Source organism: Deinococcus sp. Arct2-2 (assembly GCF_004801315.1).
Taxonomy (GTDB): Bacteria; Deinococcota; Deinococci; order Deinococcales; family Deinococcaceae; genus Deinococcus.
Window position 1 is genome coordinate 46,156 of the sequence record NZ_SSNW01000008.1, and the last position, 19,805, is coordinate 65,960.

The following is a 19,805-nucleotide window of genomic DNA, read 5'->3' on the forward strand; positions in this document are numbered from 1 at the left end:
ACCTATGAGCCTGCCTGCGTTGCCCGTGCCTGTGCCGCCCCTGCCTGCACTACTGCTGCCGGGAACCCTGTGTGACGCGGCGTTGTGGGCGGCGGTGAGGTTGCCTGCTGGGACGCAGGTGCAGGACACGGTGCGGGGCCGCACGCTGGCCCAAGCTGCGGCGCAAGTTCTTCAAGACGCGCCCGCCGCCGTGCATCTGGTGGGGTTTTCGCTGGGCGCGATCGTGGCCTTCGAGGTACTGCGCCGCGCCCCAGAGCGGGTGGCCCGCCTCACGCTGATCAGTGCCAACCCACACGCGCCCACCGCCGGACAATTGGACGCATGGGCGACACAAGAACGGCAAGTGCAGGCGGGACAGTTTGCAGACGCGGTGGATTCACTGTCGGGTGGGCCACACCGTCAGGCCGTGCTGGACATGGCCCGGCGGGTGGGGCCAGAGATTTTTCTGGAGCAGTTGGCCTTGCTGCGTGCGCGGCCCAACAGTTGCCCCACGCTGGCAGATTGGGCAGGCCCGCTCACAGTATTGGTGGGCGAGAATGACCTCATTACGCCCCCTTATCTGGCCGAAGAGATCAAGCAACTGGCCCCTCAAACGGTGATTCAGCTCGTGCCGGACGCCGGACACTACTTGCCCCTCGACGCTCCACACGCGGTTTCGGACATTTTGCGTGAGGTGGCCTATGCCTGAGCTGGATGCGCTGGCCCGCTTGCACGCTCGCCTGAGTGCCGGAGAAGCGGTGCTGAACGGCTGGCTGCACCTGCCCGGTGGCGTGAGCGCCGAACTGATGGGACGCGCCGGATACGACGCCCTCACCATCGATCTGCAACACGGCCTGATCGGAGACGGCGGGCTGGTGCCTACGCTTCAGGCGATTGCCGCCACGCCCGCTGCGCCCATAGTGCGGGTGCCCTGGCTGCATCCGCCCGATCTGATGCGGGCGCTAGACGCCGGAGCCGTGGGCGTGATTTGCCCCATGATCGACACGCCCGAGCAGGCCCGCGTACTGGTTCACGCCTGCCGCTACGCACCTGCGGGAGGCAGAAGTTACGGCCCCACCCGCGCCCGCTTGCTTTACGGCGACACCTACGCAGCGCGGGCCGACACGCAAACGCTGATTTTCGCCATGATCGAAACCCGCGCCGCATGGAATAACCTCAGCGCCATTTTAGACACGCCCGGCCTCAGCGGGGTGTATGTCGGCCCGGCTGACCTGAGCCTGAGCCTCAGCGGAACCGCTTCGCTGGATTTCCGCACCGGAGAGACCGCGCAGGCGGTGGCCCACATCGCCTCAGAAACCGCCGCACGTGGCCTGATTCCCGGCATTTTCACGCAGGGCGGCGACCTCGCCCGCCAGGCTCAGTCGCTGGGCTACCGCTTCGTCACCGCCGGTTCGGATGTCGCGCTGCTGTCTGGCGCGGCCCGCAGCATTCTGACCGACCTGCGTGGCACTCTGCCCGCCCGTTCCGACAGCCCCTCTTACTGAACGCCCCCACACCCCACAACAGGAGACCCCACATGGCCCGCATCCTCAAGTCCGGCATGAACGTAGAAACGCAGCTTAGCATCAACGAGACTGTTCAACAGACGGTGCGCGGCATCATCGCCGACATCCGCACGCGGGGCGACGCGGCCTTGCGGGAACTCTCGCAGAAATTTGACGGCTGGAGTCCGCAGGCCTTTCGCCTGACGCCCGAACAGATCGCCGCTGCGGTGGCTCAGGTGACCGAAGAACAGTTGGTGTCGATCCGCTTCAGTCTGGAACAGGTGCGAACCTTCGCGCAGGCGCAGCGCGATTCTATTCATGAAATTGAAATAGAAACCATTCCGGGTGTGACGCTGGGCCACAAAGTCTTACCGATGAACTCGGTGGCCTGCTACGTCCCCGGCGGGCGCTACCCGATGGTGGCCAGCGCCATCATGAGTGTCGCCACCGCCAAAGTCGCGGGCGTGCGGCGCGTGGTGGCGGTCACTCCGCCCAAAGACGGCCAACCGTATCCGGCGACAGTGGCGACCATGCACCTCGCCGGGGCCGATGAAATTTACATCATGGGCGGCGTGCAGGCGTTGGCGGCCCTCGCCCTCGGCACCGAAACGATTGCGCCAGTAGATATGCTGGTTGGCCCCGGCAACGCCTATGTCGCGGAGGCTAAACGCCAGTTGTTCGGTCTGGTGGGCATAGATTTGCTGGCTGGCCCCACCGAAACGCTGGTGATTGCCGACGACTCGGTAGACGCCGAACTGGTGGCAACCGACCTGCTGGGCCAAGCCGAACACGGCCCCAACAGTCCCACCGTGCTGCTGACCACCTCGGAGACCTTGGCCGCCGCCGTGCTGCTGGAGATCGAGCGGCAACTGGGCATTCTGAAAACCGCAGACGTGGCGCGGGCGGCGTGGCAGGATTACGGCCAGATCATTTTGGCCGAAGACGACGCCGAAATGGTGCGGGTGGCCGACGACATCGCCAGCGAACACGTGCAGATTTTGACCCGAGACCCCAACTATTTTTTACAGCACATGACCAATTACGGTTCCCTGTTTTTGGGGCCAGAAACCAACGTGGCTTACGGCGACAAAACCATCGGCACCAACCACATTTTGCCCACCGGACGGGCGGCAAGGTACACGGGCGGGCTGTGGGTAGGTAAATACCTGAAAACTGTCACCTATCAGCGGGCCACACGCGAAGCCAGCGTCATCATAGGGCGGCACTGCTCGGTCATCTGCGCCATAGAAGGCTTCGCGGGGCACCAGCGGCAAGCCGATTTGCGGGTGGAGCGGTATAGCCACCCAGAGGCGGTGGAGTCCGGGTCAGTACAGTCCGGGCCTGTGGGCGCGGCAGACTGAGCCGTGCCCTCTGAGCCATGACCTGCGGGGCGGCTGCACGACCTTTTCGATCCAATGCCTGTCCTGCTGTACAAGTGCTGAGGCTTGCCGCAAGTCAAATCCGCCGCCCCCTTGGCTCCATCCGGCAGGGCGTGACCTATGCTGTGGGGAGAACCATGACCAACCGATCTCCTTCTGTCCCTGCGCAGCGGGTCACGTCGCACGACGTTTCGCGTGAAGCGGGCGTGTCCCAATCGGCCGTTTCACGGGCCTTTACGCCGGGGGCGCACATCAGCCCAGAAACGCGGCGGCGCGTGCTGGAAGCGGCCCAGAAACTTGGCTATCAGCCCAATGCCATCGCCCGCAGCTTGGTCACGCAGCGTAGCGGCATCGTGGCCCTGATCGTGGGCGACTTGCACAATCCGTTTTATCCGCAGGCGTTGTCCCAATTTGCACAGGCGCTAGAGGCCAAAGGCAAACGGGCGTTGCTGCTGACGCACGACGCCCGCCGTGACGTGCAGGACACGCTAGACGCGGCCAGCCGGTACCAAATCGAGGCGGCCATCGTGTTTCCCACCCGCCTGAATGCGGCCCCGCCCAGCTTGGGAGACGTTGCCAAAGGGGGCGTCCCCGTCTTGCTGTTCAATCGGCATTTGCCGGGGCAAGACCTGTTGTCGGTGGCCTGCGACAACTACGCGGGCGGAAGGTTGGCCGCCGACGTGCTGCTGGCGGGCGGCGCGACCCGGCTGGCCTTTATCGGCGGCGATCCCGACACCTCCACCCATCAAGACCGGTTGCGCGGCTTCACCGAGCGGCTGGCGGAATCTGGGTTAAGTCCGGTTGCCGCGCCTGCCCGCGCTTTTCAGTACGACTGGGGCGTCGAGGCGACCCTAGACCTACATGCCGAGCAGGAGCCAAACCAGTGGCCCGACGCGATTTTTGGAGCCAACGACATTATCGCCATCGGGGTGCTGGACGCCCTGCGGCAATTGGGGCGGCGCGTGCCCGATGAGGTGAGCGTCATCGGCTTCGACGATATTCAGGAATCGGCGCGGCTGGCGTACCGCCTGACCACCATTCGGCAACCGCTGGAAGCCATGATCGAGGACGCCCTGCTGGCCTTAGATGATCCCCAACCCGGACACGGCCCCCGCCTGCACCCCGGCGAACTGATCTGGCGAGACACGGTGAGGGGGGCTACCACATGAGTACAGGGGCTATCACATGAATACAGGGGCTACCACATGAACACAGCAGAATTGACCGGGCAAGTCGCGCTGGTCACAGGCGGCGCAGGCGGCATCGGCGCAGCTATTTGTACGGCGCTGGCCGAGGCGGGGGCCAGCGTGTTGGTAGGTTTCTCGGGCAACGAGGCGCGGGCGTCCGCTTTAGCCGCCGAGTTGAGTGGGCCGGGCCAGCACCGCGCCGTCTTGACCCGCGTGGACGACAGCGCCACCCTCACTGCCGCCGCCGAAAGCGTGCGCCTCACGGAAGGCCGCCTTGACATTTTGGTCAACAATGCTGGCGTAACCAAGCCCGTGCCACACGACGATCTGGAGGGACTGACCGACGAGTGGATCGATACCATCTTGCGGGTGAATGTGCGCGGCGCGTTCGCTTGTACCCGTGCCTTCACGCCGCTCCTACGGGCTAGGGGCAGCGGCTTGGTGGTCAATATCAGCAGCATCGCCGGGCGCACTGGCGTCGGCAGTAACGTGGCCTACTGCGCCAGCAAAGCCGCGCTGGATTCTGTAACCCGCAGTCTGGGCCGCGCCCTCGCTCCCGCTATCCGGGTGCTGAGCGTGTCGCCCGGTTTTGTGGACGGCGAATACGCCCAGCGGATGCCCGAGATGGTGTCGGCGCAACTGGAGCGCACGCCGATGGGCCGCCTCGCGCTCCCCCAAGAAGTGGCCCGCGCCGTTTTGGCCGCCGCCACCCACCTGACGTTTAGCACGGGCTGCGTGATCGCGGTGGACGGGGGCAGACCGCTGGGATAGGGCGCACGACTGCCCTTATCGGCTCCCCAACGCGGCCGCCTGAGCCAACCACTCTTTCCAGAGGCTGCGTTCGTGCAGGCGCTCTGCTTCTGGCAGTCTCGGCATGAAGACCTCTACGCTCCGGGTGCGCTGCTGCACTTGCTCGCGGCTCAGCAGGCCAGCACTGACGCCTGCCAGCAGGGCCATGCCAAGCGCGGTGGCCTCATGCTCGGTACTGCGCTCGATGATCAGCCCGCTCAGGTCGGCTTGACGCTGCATCAAGTAGCCGTTTTGGGCCAAGCCTCCGTCGGCGCGTACCCGCTGCAAGTGGGGAAGCGCTTGATCCATCCCCACCAAAATATCGGTGACGCAGGAGGCAATACCGTCCAGCACGCCGCGCACGATTTCAGCTTTGCCCGTTTGCGCGGTCATCCCCGCCAGTACGCCCCTCGCTTCCGGCTCCCACCAAGGCGCACCCAGTCCACTAAAGGCCGGGAGGAAACGAAGCCTCGCCCCATCAGCACTTTCGGCCAGCGCAGACGCTTCGGAGGCGTGACCGAGTAGACCGAGCCTCTGGAGCCATTGAACCGCGCTGCCCGCACTGTAGACCCCGCCTTCCAGAATGAAAGTGCGGCCCCCAGCGTCATTGACGCCCACAGTGCGGAGCAGGCCCGACGCGGCTGGCGCAGCGAGGCTCCCCGCTTGGGCCACCACGAACGCGCCCGTGCCATACGTCACTTTCAGCGTTCCTTCCTCAAAACAGCCGTTGCCCGCCAGCGCCGCCACCTGATCCAGTAGCGCGGCATGCCAAGGCACCTGAGTTTCACCCAAGTTCAGCATGCCTAGGGGTGAAAGGCTGGGACGAATTTCGGGCAGGACGCCCAGTGGAAGACCAAAATGACCCAGCAATTCGGGTGACCAGCAGCCCCGCACTTGGTCGTACAGTTGGGTACGTGAAGCGGTGCTGTGGTCGGTGAAATACTGGCCGCTCAATTGAAAGATGATCCAAGCGTCCAGCGTGCACAGCCGCAGAAACCCGGCGGTGTGAGCCTCCCGAACAGCCGCGTCGTGTTCCAGCAACCACGCGAATTTGGCGGCGCAAAAGTAGGGATCGAGGGGCAAGCCACTGAGTTCGGTCAGCGTCGGCTCTAATCCCTGCGCTCGCAACCGCTCACAAATCTCCGATGCCCGCGTGTCTGACCACACCAGTACCGGCGTAAGCGGATCGCCGCTGCGGGCGTCCCAAGCCAGTACCGATTCGCCGGGATTGGCCAGCCCCACAGCCCTGATGCTGGCTCCGGGGGGAAGAGGGCCCATCACCTCCATCGCAGCGTCTATCACGGCGGCCAGCAGCACACGCGGCGTCTGCTCGATCCAGCCCGGTTGCGGAGAATCGGTCTGAATGGTGCGGTCACTGCGGCCCACAACCTCTAGGTCTTCACCCAGCAGCAAAGCCGTGACGCCGCTGGTGCCCAGATCAAGGCCGAGATACAAGAGCAGGCACCTCCCGGAAGCGGTTCAGGCGCTGCCACCAAGGCGTGCCGCTGCGGCTGGGCGGGGGTTCGGGTGCGTTCCCAGGCGCTTTGACGGGCAAGCCATGCTCGATCAGTTGCGTCAGCGCCCAAGCTGAGAGGCCCAAGCAACTCGACAGCCCCGTAGAGCGGATGCCCGCCAGATGCAGCAACCGGGGCACACGGCTAGAAAATTCGCAGATGTAGTTGTGCGGCTGCCCCACCGGACGCAGGCCCGCCCAAGCGTCTTCCACACGTTCACCCTCCAGAATCGGCAGCACTTCACTGGCCTTCTGGTGCAGCGCAGGCAGCGCAGACAGGTGCGGCGTCCAGTCCGATTTGTCGTGCTGATCCACAGCCGTCGGGCCAGCACACAAGTACCCGTAGAGGGTGGGGAAGACCAACACCCCTTTGGTAAACGCATTGGGAACCGGCAAAAGTATGTGCTGAATCAGGCGCGCCGTGCCTTCACCGAACACCACGAACTCGCCCCGGCGTGGCGTAATGCTGAAGCCCTCCTCTCCCAATTCATCGGCAAACAAACCGGCGCAGTTCACGACGAACCTTGCCGTGAGGCTGCCCTGTGGCCCCCATACGCGCACGCCGTCTTCAGCCGTTTCGGTGCTCTCCACCTTCCAACCGAGGCGCACCTCAATCCCGTGCAGCAAGCGGGTCACCACTTCATACGGATCGGTGATCGCCTCACTGGGAATATGCAGGCTGGCGCGGGCGTGACTGTGGGGTTCTGCGGCGCGGGTGGCTCGTTCGTCTAGTATTTTTGTCTGCACACCGTTCAGGGCGGCTTTCTGGGCAAGGTCGGCAAGCTGCGCCGCTTCATCGTCTGTGTGGGCCAGCAGCAGCGCCCCCGGTACCCGGTAAGGAATCTTCAGCTCGTCAAAAATATGCGGCCAGCGCCCCGCCTGATCGCGGATCATCTGCGTTTCGAAGGTGCCCGGCGGCGAGTCGAACCCCGTGTGCAAGACCCCCGAATTAGACCGACTCACCCCGGCCCCCAACTCCTGCTCACGCTCCAGCACCAGCACGTCATACCCGGCGCGGCGCAGGTCATAGGCCACAGCCGCGCCGACCAACCCCGCTCCCACCACGATCACGTCAAATTCGGTCATGGCTTCTCCATTTATCAGTTGTGGTCAGTCAGGTGCAGCCGTTCTCACTCTGAAACGAATCCGGGCGGCGCGGTACAGCTCACAGAGAATTGGCAGGACAGGCGAGTTGATGAGCGGTTCCGGTGTACGGTTTATCGGGATTGAGTTTGTGTCGCCTCAGGCACCCATTCAACTCCTTTTGACATGCAAGTCAAGTGTAAACCAAAGCTGTCAAGTCGGCGGCCAGTCGCTTAGCTTGTATCTGGTTTCTGTGACGAAAGCACACTGACTCTAGCGCGATGTCCTACCAACCGCGCCTTCAGTCTGCCCGATGTGCCCCAGCACTGGCAGCGATTCCCAGCAAAAACGGAATCACCAGCCATCTAATTTTTGGTCGGAAGCCCCCGAATTGTGGCTTTCGGTTTTCCCCTACCTCTGCCGCTCAATCACGAGGGCCGTTGCATTGTCCGGTGCGCCTGATTCCAGACTCAGTTCGATCAGGCGGTCTACGATCCGTTGCAGAGAGGGTTCATGGAGCAAAATATCGTGCAGCACGGGCGGGAGCACCTCTCCCCAGACGCCATCGGAAATCAGCAAGACGCGGCTCCCTACAGGCAGTTCCAGCGGCTCGGGCAACACCTGAACATAGTTGTCCTGCGCGGCCCGCAAGCTGCCCAGCGAACGCAAAACCTTGTTGCGCTCGGGGCTGACTTGGGCTTCGTCCGCCGTCATCTGACCGCTGGCAACCATTGCGGCCACATAAGAATGGTCTTTGCTGAGCTGCTGCACCGCCCCGTTTTGAGCCACGTAAGCACGGGTATCGCCTACATGCGCCATGTGCAGTTGCGTGCCGCGAATCTCTACGCCGGTGATGGTGCAGCCTCCGTCTCGGCCCTGCATATCGGTCAGGACAGCTGCATTGGCCTCCCAGACTAGGGTTTCGAGTGATGAAGCCTCAAAGGAAGTGGTTTCTGAAGTCAGAAAAGCCCGAATTGCTGCTTGGCTCGCCACTTCGCCCGCTGCCATACCGCCCATACCGTCCGAAACGACGGCCCGCAACACCAGTTCTCCGCCGCCGTGTTCCCCGATTTGACGCCACACGAACCCGTAGGAATCTTCATTGATGGGCCGTTCAGGGTTGAGGCCGATGTCGGTGGCCCCTGCCAACTGATAGACCGGCAATTTGGTGGCCGCTGTTTTGAGGGTCGCCAGCAGTTCAGCCGGAGTTAAGCGCTGCGGCAAGGGAGCCAACATCCCGTTCAACAGTTGGGGCACGCCCGACGCATTGATGCCTGCCAGCACAATAGAAGACGGCCCCTCGGCGGGGAGCGGTTGCCCGGTGAGCCACTGAAAAAACAGTGCGCCCAGCAGATACACGCCGCTTTTTGCCTGTGCAGGCTGCCCTTCTTGCACTTCAGGCGGCGTAAAACTGTCGCGCAAAGTGGGCTGAACCGCTTCGCCTAGCCGCGCCACTTGCGGCGGCGTCCTCAGTTTCAAGCCCTCGCGGGTCAGGTGTAGGCTGGCTGGGTCAAGGTCTGTCACCGCGTAGCCCTGTTTTTCCAGCGCGAATAACAGCCGCGCCAAGTCGGTCAGGTGCGCCCGCGCCGTCTCTGCACCAAGTGGCAGGGTCAGGGGCGTGCCCTCGGTGGGAGCCACAACCCACAAGTCGCCCGCCGAGGTCAGTTTGGGCAGCAAACGGTGAGGCCGCAACCCCGCCCACAACGGCGCGGGGCGCACATACACGTCCACACTGGGGCCAGCGCCGAGCGCATTGGCGCTAAACCACCCGCGTCCCAAATCCTGATTGAGCTGGTAGCCGCTGACCACTTGCCCCGCCTGCGGGCCTTGCACAGCGACGGTGGGTGCGTAGGTCTCTTCCTCCAGCTCGCCCGTCGCAAAGCTGGAGGAATCAGTGGAAGCCTGTGTGGGTGAGGCTTCCGGTGTCAAAGGCGGCACTACTGGGGCTAAAGGCGTCTCATCCCTCGGAATGTCTGTTCTGCTGTCTACGGGCAGAATCGCTGCAACTGGGTTTGAAGTCGCTGGACTCTCCGGAAGTGCTGGAGTTTCTGAAATGGCTGGTGTATCCAAAACGGCTGGCACAGCTAAGACAACCGGACTCTCCAACCCTGCCGAGGCGTCCGAATCCACCGCGCTGGCTTCAGCCTCGGAGCTGTTCAACTCTTCCACGTCGGCGGCCTCAGCAGTGCCCACCACTTCCGGCGCAGTAGGAAACACATAATCCACGTCTAGCGGGCTGTCTTCGGGTTGTTCGGCAGGCAACAGCTCTGGCGTTTTTTCCGGTTCGGGCAGTGTCGGCCTTGGGGGCAGCGTCAACGCCTGGGGTGCTTCGGGCGGCTGAGTTTCGGTGGGCAGCGTTTCAGGCGTCGGGGCTGGTTCTGGGGCTGCCAAATCCTGCGGTGCATCGTCAGGCTGGGTCATTTCAGCTCTGGTGGAACATCAGCATCAGGTTGCCGAAAGCCAATTCGTCGCCGTCTGCCAGCGTCGTGGGTTCCTGAAGGCGCGGCGAAAATCCGGCTTCGCCTTTGCGCTTGATGTACACGCCGTTGGTAGACCCGAGGTCGCGCACTGCCCACACGCCTTGTTCGCGGGACAGCTCGGCGTGGCGGCGCGAAATATGCTCCTGCCCGCCGAGGCCGCTGAGATCGATGTCTACTGGCCCACTGGACGCGTCGAAGCGCCCCACCACCAAGTGGTCGCCTTGCAGCGGAATGAACTCGCCGGTGGGCGCACCAAATTTTTTGATGCCCAGCTTGGCTTCTCCAGTGAGGACGGGGGCTGGTGCGGGCGTTTCAGCGGCAGGCGCAGCGGCGATTTCAGAGGCGGGCAGGTCGGACGGGGCCACTTCAGCTACCGTCGCTTCAGAGGCGGCCACTTCGGGCGCAGCTCCTTCAGACACAGCTCCTTCAGACACAGCTCCTTCAGACACAGGGGCTTGCGCCGCTGGTTCTGAACCCGTGCCTTCAGCAAATGCGCCGCCTACAGGCGCGGCTTCTTGGGCACGTTCTGTCGGTGCGGTACTTTCAGTTACAGGCGTTTCAGACACAGGGTTCTCAGATACTGGAGCTTCAGACACCGCAGCCTCGGCTTGCGGCGTTGCCTCGGTTCCAGAGGATGCAGCCCCGGCGGAGTCCACTTGGGGAACGGCTTCGGGTGAAGCCTCCACCGTTGCGGCGGGCGTGGGCGCAGTGGCCGCAGACAATTCGACGCCGCAGCCTTCGCAGTAGGTGGTGCCTTCGGGGTTGGCGGTGCCGCAGACGGTGCAAAGAATGGTCATGGTGGTTCCTCCGGGGAAGTGAGAGTGGACGGGTTGGGTTGAGACTCAACGTTAGAGCGAGATTCGTCGGATGAGGATGAGAAAAATGAGGGCAAGATCTGCCGCCCCGATGCTGGCGCTGATGACGGTGGGCCAGTTGAGACCTGCCCCTTGGGTATAAAAGTAAGCTCCTGCCGCCGCTGCAATGGGCAGAGCCACCGGCAAAGCGAACCACAGCAGCCAGCCCGCGACGGCCCCAAACACTGCGCCCAATGCGGCGGCTAAGGCGTATTGGGGGGGCTGAACAGGAGCGGCAAAATACGCTTCGGCAGACAAGGCCGCAACTGCTCCGCCCAGCAGCGTGCCTAATACGATAAAGACGGTGCGCGACACTGGGGCGCGAGGTTTTTCAGTTGGCACAGCAGCGGGAATGGACTCAGGGACAGCGGCAGGTGGCGGCAGAGGAACGGGCGTTGGTGGGGCAACGGGAGCGGCTGGAACGGGTACTGGTGCGGGAATGCGGGCCTGGGCAGCGGGAGCTGGAGGGACGACTTTGGGGGCCGGAGGGACTGGCCGGGGGGGCGCGGGCTGGGGAGGTGCAGGTTTGACAGGCGCAGGCTTAGGCGGCTTGGGTTGAGGCTGTACGGGCTTCGGCGGAACGACGGCGGGCTGCACCGGAGCAGGTTTCGGTTTGGGTGCGGCTGGCCGGGGTACAGGCGGTTGAGGGGCCGGAGGTTGAGGAGCTGGGGGCCGGGGAACAGGAGGAGCCGGTGGAGGGGGAGCGCCAGTCCTAGGCCTGGTCGTCGGTGCAGCCAAGATCGCCAACAACGCTTCGGCGCTCTGGGGACGGTCTTCTACGCGCAGAGCCATCGCCTGCGTCACGGCGCGGCGCAGTCCCGGCAAGGTGGAATCGGGCAGGGGCGGGAGGGGCGTGCCCAGCATCAGGTCGGTGGCGGGCGGCGGCATTTGCCCGGTCAACGCGTGCAGCAGGGTGGCCCCCAGCGCGTAGATATCGGTGTAAGGCCCGAATCTGCCCGAGTTGCCGTACTGTTCCAGCGGCGCGTAACCGGGCGTGACCAGCCGGGTATGGCTCAGCGTTTTGCCCTTCACGAAGGCCCGCACCGAGCCGAAATCGATCAGGACGATGCGCCCGGTCTGGTTAAAAAAGATGTTGTCGGGCTTGATGTCGCGGTGCAGCAACCCCCGCTGATGGATCACTTCCAGTGTCTTGGCTACCGAACGGGCCACCTCGAACACCACGTCGGGGGGCATGGGGCCGCGCTTTTCGATCAGGCCGCCGAGGGTGCTGCCCTCCAAGAATTCCATCACCAAGTAGGCGGTGCTGTTTTCCTCGAAGTAATTCATCACCTTCACGATGCCGGGATCGTTGAAGCTCGCCAGCACTTTGGCTTCGTCCAGAAAGCCTTTTTTGGTGGTCTGGTACTCGGCACTGGTAATGTTGCCCGGCGCGACTACCGTTTTGCTGCGCCGCGAAGACCCGTCTAAAAACAGCTCTTTAATGGCGACTTTGAGGCCCAGCCGGGTGTCTTCTCCGGCGTAGGTGATACCGAAGCCGCCCTGTCCTAGCACCCGGTTGAGGGTGTACTGACCGCCCACCAGCGCCGTGCCAGTGGGCAAGGCCACCAGCCCGGAAGCGGTCAGCGGTGCGCCGCAGGTGTGGCAGACCGTTTCGCCGGGCTGGACAGCAGCGCCGCAGACGGGGCAGTTCACCGACCTAAGCTCCGGTCAGCTTGCGGATTTCTTCGTCGGTGGGCAGGCCGCCCCCGCCCGCTTTGAGGGTCTGCGTTTTCGCGCCCAGCCGCATGGTTTTGGCCGTGCCGAGGCTGATGGTCTTGCTGCTGCCCAGTTCTCCGATAGCGCGGTCGAGTACCTGCGTCATTGCGCCGTTGCCGAGGCGCTGGGTCATGTTGCGGGCCTGTTCGAGGGTCTTGGCAGCCTGTTCGGGGTTGCTCTGCGCTTCGCGGCTGGCCTGCGCCACCAAGCTTTCGATATTGCGCTGCTGCACCCACTGCATCACGTCGCCGTCTACCCGCGCCGCCATCGTTTCGTCTCCGGTAAATTCCACCACCACGTCCAGCGGCGGCAATTCGCCCCGGTAGTTCGCCCCGGGAACCTCGTAGGTCAGGCCCAATTGGGCCAGTCGCATGCGGGCCGCAGGGCGCTCCGGCAGGGTGAATTCCAGAATATAGGCCGCGCCCGTTCCGGCTTCCACGTTGCCGAGTTGCAGCGGGCCGTCCGTTTTGGTCACTTCGGTCTGGGTGGGCTGCACACGGGTCACGCGCTCCAGTACCACGTCCTTCACGGCCCGCACGGTCAGCGCCACGTTGGTCACGACCTCGTTGGCCGCCTGCTGAAGGTCGCCCAGCAGCGCGGCGGGAAGGTCGGAGGCCCGGACAGCGGGAGGCTGCGGGTTTTGGTTGTCGGGCACCACGTCTATCGGTTGGCCCTGCGTGCGGTCTGTAATCTCCGTCAGTAGCTCGGTGTTCACGTCGTCGCCCACGCCAATCGTCGTTACCGACACCTGCATGCCGGCCAGCACGCCCGCTTGCTCCTGCACCACCTCGGAATCGAAGGCCTGCCCATCGGTCAGCAGCACCATTCGGCGGCTGCCCGATTCGGTTTGCAGCACCTTCGCTCCGGCCTTCATGCCCGCGCCCATCTGCGTTCCGCCCGAATACCAATCGAGCTGATCGGTGGCTTTCAGCAGGGCTGCCCGGTCGGTGGCCGCCGTAAACGGCACGAGAACTTCGGCCAAATCATCGAACTTTACGAGGGCGAGGCGGTCTTGCGGCTGAATCAGGTCTGAGGTGATGATGCCCCGGAGTGCCTCGGTGACCAGTTGCAACTTGTTTTTGCCGCCGCGCACGATTTCATACCGCTGACCATCGACAACGGTCGTCTGCCCGGTGTGTTCCGTCGGCTCGGTCACGACTTCGCGCATAGAGCCGGACGTGTCCACCACAAAGACCACCGACAAATCGGGCCGTGCCTGCATCGCCTCTTGGTCGGGTGAGAGGTTGAGCAGGACAAATAACTTCTGACCTGCGGTGTGGGCCAGTAAAAATTCTCGGTGGGGCCGCATTGTGGCATTGAGCATGAAGTGCCTCCTGAAGTGATTTTGCCCTAGTTGACACCGCATGATAAGCAGTTCCACATTTCGGGTGCTGCACCGTTCTTTGGGACTCCTGTATGTTCGGGGGGACAGTCAGCGCCGCTCGGCTCAGGCTTCCTTCGCCTCCGCTCGTCCAGTGCCCGGAATACCGCGCAGGACGCTCAAAATCAGCAGCGTTCCGGCCACCGACAGCACGGCGCCCATCAGGTACGCCGCGCCGGGAAACCCGCGAGCGACTCCGGCGGCGTACACGGCTGTTGCCAGAATCGGCCCCACCACCGCCACCAGGCTGTTCAGGCTGGTAATCGCGCCCTGCACGCGCCCCTGCTCGGTTTCGCTGACTTGCCGGGAAATCAGACCTTGAATGGCAGGATTGGCTAGCCCGCCCAACGCGCCTACCACTAGCGAGGCGTACAGGAACGCGCCGCTGCGGGCCACACTGAGTACCAAAAACTCGAAAATGGAAGCCACCAGCCCAGTGATGATGGTACGCCGGTCGCCAAAGCGGGCAATGAACGGCCCGATCAGGCCGCCCTGCACCGCTGCGGTCAGCAAGCCGAAAAACGCCAGCGCAAGGCCGTTTTGCCCCGGACTCCAGCTCAGCACTTTTTCGGTGTACAGCACCCACGTACTGAAGATGACTTGCCCCGCCAGCCCCAGCAGCACGAACGTCAGCGCGAGGCTGCGCAAAATCGGGTACTCTCCCAACGCCCGCAGAGGCAGCAGCGGATTCAGGTCGCTGCGCCGCATGCCTTTGGCGCGGGCACTGGCGGGCAAAGATTCCGGCAGCACGAAGAGGCCGTACACCACGTTCAGGCCGGTCATGGCCGCTGCCACCAAAAACGGCACCCGCAAGCCGTATTCACCCAGCAGGCCGCCCAGCGCGGGGCCAAGAATGAACCCCACGCCAAAGGTAGCCCCCAACAGGCCAAAGTTTTTGGCCCGGTCTTCGGGCGGCGATACGTCTGCGATGTAGGCGTTGGCCACCGTGAGGCTCGCCCCCGTAATGCCTGCCAACACGCGCCCCACGAACAGCCACGTCAGATTGGGAGCAAATGCCAACACCAAGTAGTCCAGCCCCATGCCCAGCAGGGCAAACAGCAGCACGGGCCGCCGCCCAAAGCGGTCGCTCAGGGCACCGAGGATCGGCGCGAAGATGAACTGCATCACCGCGTAAGCCGCCGTCAACAGCCCGATGGTCCGTGCGCCCGCCACCTCCGATCCGGCCAGCGTCTTGACCAACCCCGGCAGCACCGGAATAATCAATCCGATCCCGATGATGTCGATCAGGGCGGTCAGCAAAATAAAGATCAGGGCGGCAGGACGAGAACGCATCTGGCCCAGTGTAGTACCACAAGTGCCAAGCAACCGAGTTGTTTGACTGAGCCGAGGCGTGGGGCGAGGGGAAAGCAAAAGGACGGCGTTCGAGTGATTTTCCCCGTCGCTTAGTAGGGGCGAGGGGGAATCACAACTGCTTGAATGCTCTCCCTACATCAATTCGCCGCCTGTGACCGGAAACAGGCCGCCCGTCATGTAGCTGGATTCCTGCGACGCCAGCAGCACATAAATCGGCGCGATTTCGGCAGGCTGACCGGGGCGGCCCATCGGCACATCCGACCCAAATTCCTTGACTTTTTCCTGACTCTGGCCGCCGCTGGGCTGGAGGGCCGTCCAAAAAGGGCCGGGGGCCACCGTATTGGCGCGGATTCCTTTTTCTGCCAATTGGCCCGACAAGGCCTGCGTGTAGGCCACGATGGCCGCTTTGGTGGTGGCGTAGTCCAGCAACGTTTCGGAGGGCTGGCGGGCATTGATAGACGACGTGGTAATGATGGTGGAACCCGGTTTCATGTGCGGCACAGCGGCTTTGGTAATCCAAAACAAGGCGTACACGTTGGCCTTGAACGTTTCGTCGAATTGGGCGGTGGTGATGTCGGCAATTGACGTTTGAAACGTCTGCCGCCCCGCGTTGCTGACCAAAATATCCAGCCCGCCCAACTCCTGCACCGTCTGCTCTACCAACTGTTGGCAAAAGGATTCGTCTTTGAGGTCGCCGGGAATGGCGACGGCCTGCTGGCCCGCTTCCCGAATCAGCGCGACGACTTCCTGCGCGTCGGCTTCCTCGGAGGGCAAATAGTTGATGGCCACGTCTGCGCCTTCGCGGGCATAGGCGATAGCCACCGCCCGCCCAATGCCGGAATCTCCGCCTGTAATCAGGGCTTTGCGGCCCTTCAAGCGCCCGAACCCCTGATAACTGCTTTCACCATGATCGGGCTTGGGCGTCATTTTCTGCGCCAGTCCGGGGGCCGACTGGGGTTGCTCCGGAAAAGGCGGTTTGGGATATTGCTTGCGTGGGTCACGCATTTCGTATTGGTTCTTCACGGGATCAGTCATAGGTGGGCCTCCTGCACCCGAGGCTAAAAGCGCCCTACCCTTCCCAGATGCCAGCCGGGTCAAGGTCGCCTTTAGACCATCTGCGTCAAGCCTTTAGGGAGGTTCGTCAGGTTGATTTAGTGAGCGTATTGCTAGGAAAGTCCTGCGAGTGGCGCAGTCGCAAACGGCAACCTCCGTTCATCAGAAATTTTTTAGAGCGTCTGCCCGAAGTACAGCGTCACAGAGGAGATTTCTGACGCCTTCTTCCTCGTCGAAACTCCATAAAAGCCTCTCACTCCGTTGGGTCAATAGCACACACGGTGTTGCCCGAAGACAAGCTGGGGACATTGCCGAGCTGCGGTTTCAGGGCGGCGTAGCCATGACGGGCGACGGCATCAACGACGCACTCCCGCTGGATGCACCGCGTTCGCTGGGCTGGAACCCCCGCTGAAGCTCATTCTTGGCACAGGAGGAGGCACATCTATTCCGACCAAAAACCGTGAGTTGCGCTATTGCACTCATTTCTTAGCATCAGGGACGAAGCAGTACCGCTCTCAGTTCTTCCAGCGCCTGCTGGACATGGTGTCCAAACTCTTGCACATCATTGTCGTCAATCCAGTGCCCGAAGGCGGCCCGGAAGACGGCCATGCCTGCGTCGGCGGCCAACGACGCAGCAGGCTCAGCCACGCCCCGGCTCCGTAGCGCCTCTGCTGCGGCCCCAGACAAGGCTGCCAGTTTCATCAACTCGCGCTCCTGAAGTTCGGGGTTCGTCTCCAGCAGGCGTTGGCGCTGCCGGGCGTGTTCGCGGCGCTCTGGCACGAAGAATTGTATGGTTTCTAGGGCGGCAGTCACAACCTCTAGTGGCGAGAGGTGCGGCGCTGCCTCTGCCACGCCCCGTACCAACCGCTCTTGCAACTCCTTAGACCCTCCAAACAGCACCTCGCGCTTGTCGGCAAAATGCCGGAAATAGGTTCGCTCGGTGAGGCCAGCGCGGGCCGCAATGTCGGCCACCGGCGTTTGCTCGAAGCCCCGTTCCTGATAGAGCGCCAGCGCCGCTTGCTCCAGCCGCCCACGCGCATCGTTTTTCCATCGGCCCATGTTCCGATTGTACGTCCCGGCCAGCTGGTTGTCAGTGGCTGACATCAAGTGCTAACGTCATGTCAGTGGCTGACATTAATTTTTTGGCGCTTGAGCGAACACGCCGAAGCGTACAGAAAGAGTGGTCAGGACTGAGAGGAGCAACTATGCGTGTATTTGTGACTGGTGCATCTGGTTTCATCGGCTCTGCCGTCGTCCCCGAACTGCTCGCCGCAGGGCATCAGGTCACTGGTTTGGCCCGCTCGGACGCCTCGGCAGCGGCCCTGATCGCGGCTGGGGCAGAGGTTCAACGCGGAACATTGGATGACCTCGGCAGCTTGCAGGCGGGGGCGCAGGCGTCTGACGGCGTGATTCACTTGGCCTATAACCACGACTTTTCACAGTACGAAGCGGCGGCCCACACCGACCGGCAGGCCATCGAAGCTTTAGGCAGCGCTCTCGCAGGCTCAGACCGTCCGTTGGTGATCGCTTCCGGAATGCTGGGGCTGGTCAGCGGGCGCGCAGCCACCGAACAAGACTTGCCCGATGGAGCCACCAATCCCCGAGTTGCCTCTGCACAGGCGACTCTGGCTTTGGCGGAGCGGGCCGTGCGCTCGTCGGTGATGCGGCTTTCGCCTACCGTTCACGGCGAAGGCGATTCGGGCTTTATGGCCGTTCTGATCAGCATTGCCCGCCAGAAAGGGGTGTCTGGGTTTATCGGAGACGGCAGCAACCGTTGGCCCGCCGTTCACCGCCTCGACGCCGCCCAGCTGTTCCGACTCGCGCTGGAACACGCCCCCGCCGGATCGGTGCTGCACGCAGTCGCCGATGAAGGCGTGCCGATTCGGGCTATCGCAGAAGTTATCGGCAACACGTTGAATTTGCCCGTCGTCTCTGTCTCGGCCGACGCAGCAGCCGAGCATTTCGGTTGGCTGGGCCGCTTCCTCGCCGCCGATATTCCTGCTTCCAGCACCCTCACCCAAGAGTTGTTGAACTGGCACCCGACGCACGTAGGACTTCTTGACGATTTGCAGCAGGGGCACTACTTTGCGGCTGCGTCTGTGTAAGCTGCTGAGCTTGAATCACACTGAGTTTTGAACCTGCTCCGTTCTTACCTTGCAGGACGGAAATAGCTCTCAGAGAGTGGGGCCACCGTGATACTTAATTTTCGGTGGCCTTCTGTTCTGTCTTTTGGCTGTTGCTTGTCTACATCAAGAGTTTCCACGCAGGGATTTATGGCGACAGCAACGAAGGCCCTTGAGGTGGGGATTGAAATTCCCCGGTCTCGTGGGCCTTCATGCGAAGTGTCTATGCCTCGCTCGTCCAGCCTACCGCTCAGCATCGTCACCGCGTTGTTGAACCGTGCCACCAGTGTGAGTGGCATCGCCCCCTACAGCACCGTCCGGAAAAGCACCCTGTGCCAGTCCCTGGCACAGCACTCGTTCACGACGAATCAGGATTTGCAGCGTCGCGCCAAGAATGCGCCACAGGGCGCATTCTTGGCCATTGACTTTGTGATGGTGCCGCACGCGGGGCTGGAGATGGAGGGTCTGAACTTTCACTACAGCGGTCAGGCGCGGACTCAATTAGGGCATCAGTTCACCTCAGCGGCCCTGGTGAAGTTCGGGGCCGATCCGACGCCACTGTTGGAGCGGTTCACAGTCTCTCGCCTGTTGGAGACCGCCGCGTATCCGTACCGCACCGCGACCCAAGAGATGATTCACACCGTCACCCAGTGCCGGGAGGCCGGGGTGTCCATCGCGGGGGTGCTGCTGGATGGAGAGTTCGGACGTGATGAGGTCGTGACCTTCAGTCACGACACCCAGATTCCCGTCCTGGTGCGTGCCAAGCGGAATATGAGTGTTGAAGTTGAGGGTGAGTGTCTCACCCTCAACGCTCTGGCACAGCGCTTTCCCCCTGAACGGTGCCATCTCTATGCCGAGGTGGGATGGCGTGTCCGTCGGCTTCCCGTGTCGCGTGACGTCGGGGCGTTCGATGTGCTCATCATTTGGCGCAAGGTTCACGGCGAATGGAGCTGCTTTTTTCTGTTCAGCACGTTTGACCCTGCCGTGACCGTCCGAGCGCTGCTGCGGGCTTGGAAGGCCCGCTGGGGCATCGAAGTGATTCACCGGTTGATGAAGCAGAATCTCGGGCTAGGACGCTGCCGCTGTCGAACCATTCAGGCCCAAGACAACTGGGCTTGGTGCGTGGTCGAGGCGCTCCATGCGGTGCTGCTCGTCCGTCAGGAGCAGCCGCAATTGGCGTGGCGAGCGGCTCAGCGCCGAGCGGCACAACACACGGAATGGTACGTCCTGACCGAGGTGCAGCCTGTGGCACAACAACGCCACGCCGCGTGACACGCGATTGGGATAACCGTGGAAACTCTTGCTACATTCATGGAAACGATCTACTCGTTCACCAACACCATTTCAAACCCAGTAACTACCCCACTCAGCAGGCGGTGTTACACCAACGGGGCAGGGGACAGGCAACCCGGCGCGTCCTTTTGCTCTCTGACTGTACCGAGTACAGAG

Annotated in this window: 16 protein-coding genes; 7 read left to right on the top strand and 9 right to left on the bottom strand. The window is 62.9% G+C overall.

Annotation, left to right across the window (positions count from 1 at the left end; all coding sequences use genetic code 11):
• The first annotated feature begins 4 nt into the window (after nt 1-4).
• The 5 genes from E7T06_RS05595 (at nt 5) to E7T06_RS05615 (ending at nt 4,821) form a co-directional block, all read left to right on the top strand.
• Entirely contained in the window at nt 5-688 is a 684-nt protein-coding gene (locus E7T06_RS05595; protein WP_136364846.1) for an alpha/beta fold hydrolase, read from the top strand.
• Nucleotides 681-1,484 (top strand): aldolase/citrate lyase family protein, encoded by an 804-nt coding sequence (locus tag E7T06_RS05600; protein WP_136364847.1) that lies wholly within the window; start codon nt 681-683, stop codon nt 1,482-1,484. The genes E7T06_RS05595 and E7T06_RS05600 overlap by 8 nt, the downstream gene beginning before the upstream one ends.
• 32 nt (nt 1,485-1,516) lie before the next feature.
• Nucleotides 1,517-2,845 (top strand): histidinol dehydrogenase, encoded by a 1,329-nt coding sequence (hisD, locus tag E7T06_RS05605; RefSeq protein WP_136364848.1) that lies wholly within the window; start codon nt 1,517-1,519, stop codon nt 2,843-2,845.
• A 155-nt stretch (nt 2,846-3,000) separates the two neighbouring features.
• Nucleotides 3,001-4,032, top strand: a complete 1,032-nt coding sequence (locus E7T06_RS05610; RefSeq protein ID WP_168733387.1) for a LacI family DNA-binding transcriptional regulator — start codon at nt 3,001-3,003, stop codon at nt 4,030-4,032.
• 36 nt (nt 4,033-4,068) lie between these two features.
• Nucleotides 4,069-4,821: an SDR family oxidoreductase gene (locus E7T06_RS05615; protein ID WP_205750821.1), complete on the top strand. Its 753-nt coding sequence runs from the start codon at nt 4,069-4,071 to the stop codon at nt 4,819-4,821.
• Nucleotides 4,822-4,836: 15 nt separating this feature from the next.
• Here the strand turns inward: E7T06_RS05615 and E7T06_RS05620 are convergent, their stop codons facing one another.
• From E7T06_RS05620 to E7T06_RS05660, 9 genes are all read right to left on the bottom strand, one after another.
• On the bottom strand, nt 4,837-6,294 hold the full coding sequence (locus tag E7T06_RS05620; RefSeq protein ID WP_136364850.1) for an FGGY family carbohydrate kinase: 1,458 nt from the start codon (nt 6,292-6,294) through the stop codon (nt 4,837-4,839).
• Complete coding sequence (locus E7T06_RS05625) at nt 6,278-7,438, bottom strand: FAD-dependent oxidoreductase (protein WP_136364851.1); 1,161 nt, start codon at nt 7,436-7,438, stop codon at nt 6,278-6,280. Before E7T06_RS05625 ends, E7T06_RS05620 begins: the two co-directional genes overlap by 17 nt.
• A 408-nt stretch (nt 7,439-7,846) precedes the next feature.
• Nucleotides 7,847-9,856 carry a PP2C family serine/threonine-protein phosphatase gene (locus tag E7T06_RS05630; RefSeq protein WP_136364852.1) on the bottom strand — a complete coding sequence of 670 codons (2,010 nt, stop codon included), beginning with the start codon at nt 9,854-9,856 and terminating at the stop codon, nt 7,847-7,849.
• A gap of 1 nt (nt 9,857) precedes the next feature.
• On the bottom strand, nt 9,858-10,712 hold the full coding sequence (locus tag E7T06_RS05635; RefSeq protein ID WP_136364853.1) for an FHA domain-containing protein: 855 nt from the start codon (nt 10,710-10,712) through the stop codon (nt 9,858-9,860).
• 51 nt (nt 10,713-10,763) lie between these two features.
• Nucleotides 10,764-12,422 carry a serine/threonine-protein kinase gene (locus tag E7T06_RS05640; protein WP_240740867.1) on the bottom strand — a complete coding sequence of 553 codons (1,659 nt, stop codon included), beginning with the start codon at nt 12,420-12,422 and terminating at the stop codon, nt 10,764-10,766.
• Between the two features lie 4 nt (nt 12,423-12,426).
• On the bottom strand, nt 12,427-13,809 hold the full coding sequence (locus tag E7T06_RS05645; protein ID WP_136364854.1) for a VWA domain-containing protein: 1,383 nt from the start codon (nt 13,807-13,809) through the stop codon (nt 12,427-12,429).
• A 123-nt stretch (nt 13,810-13,932) separates the two neighbouring features.
• Nucleotides 13,933-15,159 carry a TCR/Tet family MFS transporter gene (locus E7T06_RS05650; RefSeq protein WP_168733388.1) on the bottom strand — a complete coding sequence of 409 codons (1,227 nt, stop codon included), beginning with the start codon at nt 15,157-15,159 and terminating at the stop codon, nt 13,933-13,935.
• A 153-nt stretch (nt 15,160-15,312) separates the two neighbouring features.
• Nucleotides 15,313-16,215 carry an SDR family oxidoreductase gene (locus E7T06_RS05655; RefSeq protein ID WP_136364855.1) on the bottom strand — a complete coding sequence of 301 codons (903 nt, stop codon included), beginning with the start codon at nt 16,213-16,215 and terminating at the stop codon, nt 15,313-15,315.
• A 510-nt stretch (nt 16,216-16,725) separates the two neighbouring features.
• Nucleotides 16,726-17,292, bottom strand: a complete 567-nt coding sequence (locus E7T06_RS05660; protein ID WP_136364856.1) for a TetR/AcrR family transcriptional regulator — start codon at nt 17,290-17,292, stop codon at nt 16,726-16,728.
• A gap of 146 nt (nt 17,293-17,438) precedes the next feature.
• Here E7T06_RS05660 and E7T06_RS05665 point away from each other — a divergent pair, with 146 nt between their 5' ends.
• Nucleotides 17,439-18,338, top strand: coding sequence for an SDR family oxidoreductase (locus tag E7T06_RS05665; protein ID WP_136364857.1), 900 nt, complete (start codon nt 17,439-17,441; stop codon nt 18,336-18,338).
• 243 nt (nt 18,339-18,581) lie between these two features.
• Nucleotides 18,582-19,628: a transposase gene (locus tag E7T06_RS05670; protein WP_168733389.1), complete on the top strand. Its 1,047-nt coding sequence runs from the start codon at nt 18,582-18,584 to the stop codon at nt 19,626-19,628.
• Nucleotides 19,629-19,805 lie beyond the last annotated feature (177 nt).

Excerpts from the sequence above, each read along its gene's own strand:
- E7T06_RS05595 (WP_136364846.1), top strand. The coding sequence starts at position 5 with ATGAGCCTGCCTGCGTTGCCCGTGCCTGTGCCGCCCCTGCCTGCACTA.
- E7T06_RS05600 (WP_136364847.1), top strand. The coding sequence starts at position 681 with ATGCCTGAGCTGGATGCGCTGGCCCGCTTGCACGCTCGCCTGAGTGCC.
- hisD (WP_136364848.1), top strand. The coding sequence starts at position 1,517 with ATGGCCCGCATCCTCAAGTCCGGCATGAACGTAGAAACGCAGCTTAGC.
- E7T06_RS05610 (WP_168733387.1), top strand. The coding sequence starts at position 3,001 with ATGACCAACCGATCTCCTTCTGTCCCTGCGCAGCGGGTCACGTCGCAC.
- E7T06_RS05615 (WP_205750821.1), top strand. The coding sequence starts at position 4,069 with ATGAACACAGCAGAATTGACCGGGCAAGTCGCGCTGGTCACAGGCGGC.
- E7T06_RS05625 (WP_136364851.1), bottom strand. The coding sequence starts at position 7,438 with ATGACCGAATTTGACGTGATCGTGGTGGGAGCGGGGTTGGTCGGCGCG.
- E7T06_RS05630 (WP_136364852.1), bottom strand. The coding sequence starts at position 9,856 with ATGACCCAGCCTGACGATGCACCGCAGGATTTGGCAGCCCCAGAACCA.
- E7T06_RS05635 (WP_136364853.1), bottom strand. The coding sequence starts at position 10,712 with ATGACCATTCTTTGCACCGTCTGCGGCACCGCCAACCCCGAAGGCACC.
- E7T06_RS05645 (WP_136364854.1), bottom strand. The coding sequence starts at position 13,809 with ATGCTCAATGCCACAATGCGGCCCCACCGAGAATTTTTACTGGCCCAC.
- E7T06_RS05650 (WP_168733388.1), bottom strand. The coding sequence starts at position 15,159 with ATGCGTTCTCGTCCTGCCGCCCTGATCTTTATTTTGCTGACCGCCCTG.
- E7T06_RS05655 (WP_136364855.1), bottom strand. The coding sequence starts at position 16,215 with ATGACTGATCCCGTGAAGAACCAATACGAAATGCGTGACCCACGCAAG.
- E7T06_RS05660 (WP_136364856.1), bottom strand. The coding sequence starts at position 17,292 with ATGGGCCGATGGAAAAACGATGCGCGTGGGCGGCTGGAGCAAGCGGCG.
- E7T06_RS05665 (WP_136364857.1), top strand. The coding sequence starts at position 17,439 with ATGCGTGTATTTGTGACTGGTGCATCTGGTTTCATCGGCTCTGCCGTC.
- E7T06_RS05670 (WP_168733389.1), top strand. The coding sequence starts at position 18,582 with ATGCCTCGCTCGTCCAGCCTACCGCTCAGCATCGTCACCGCGTTGTTG.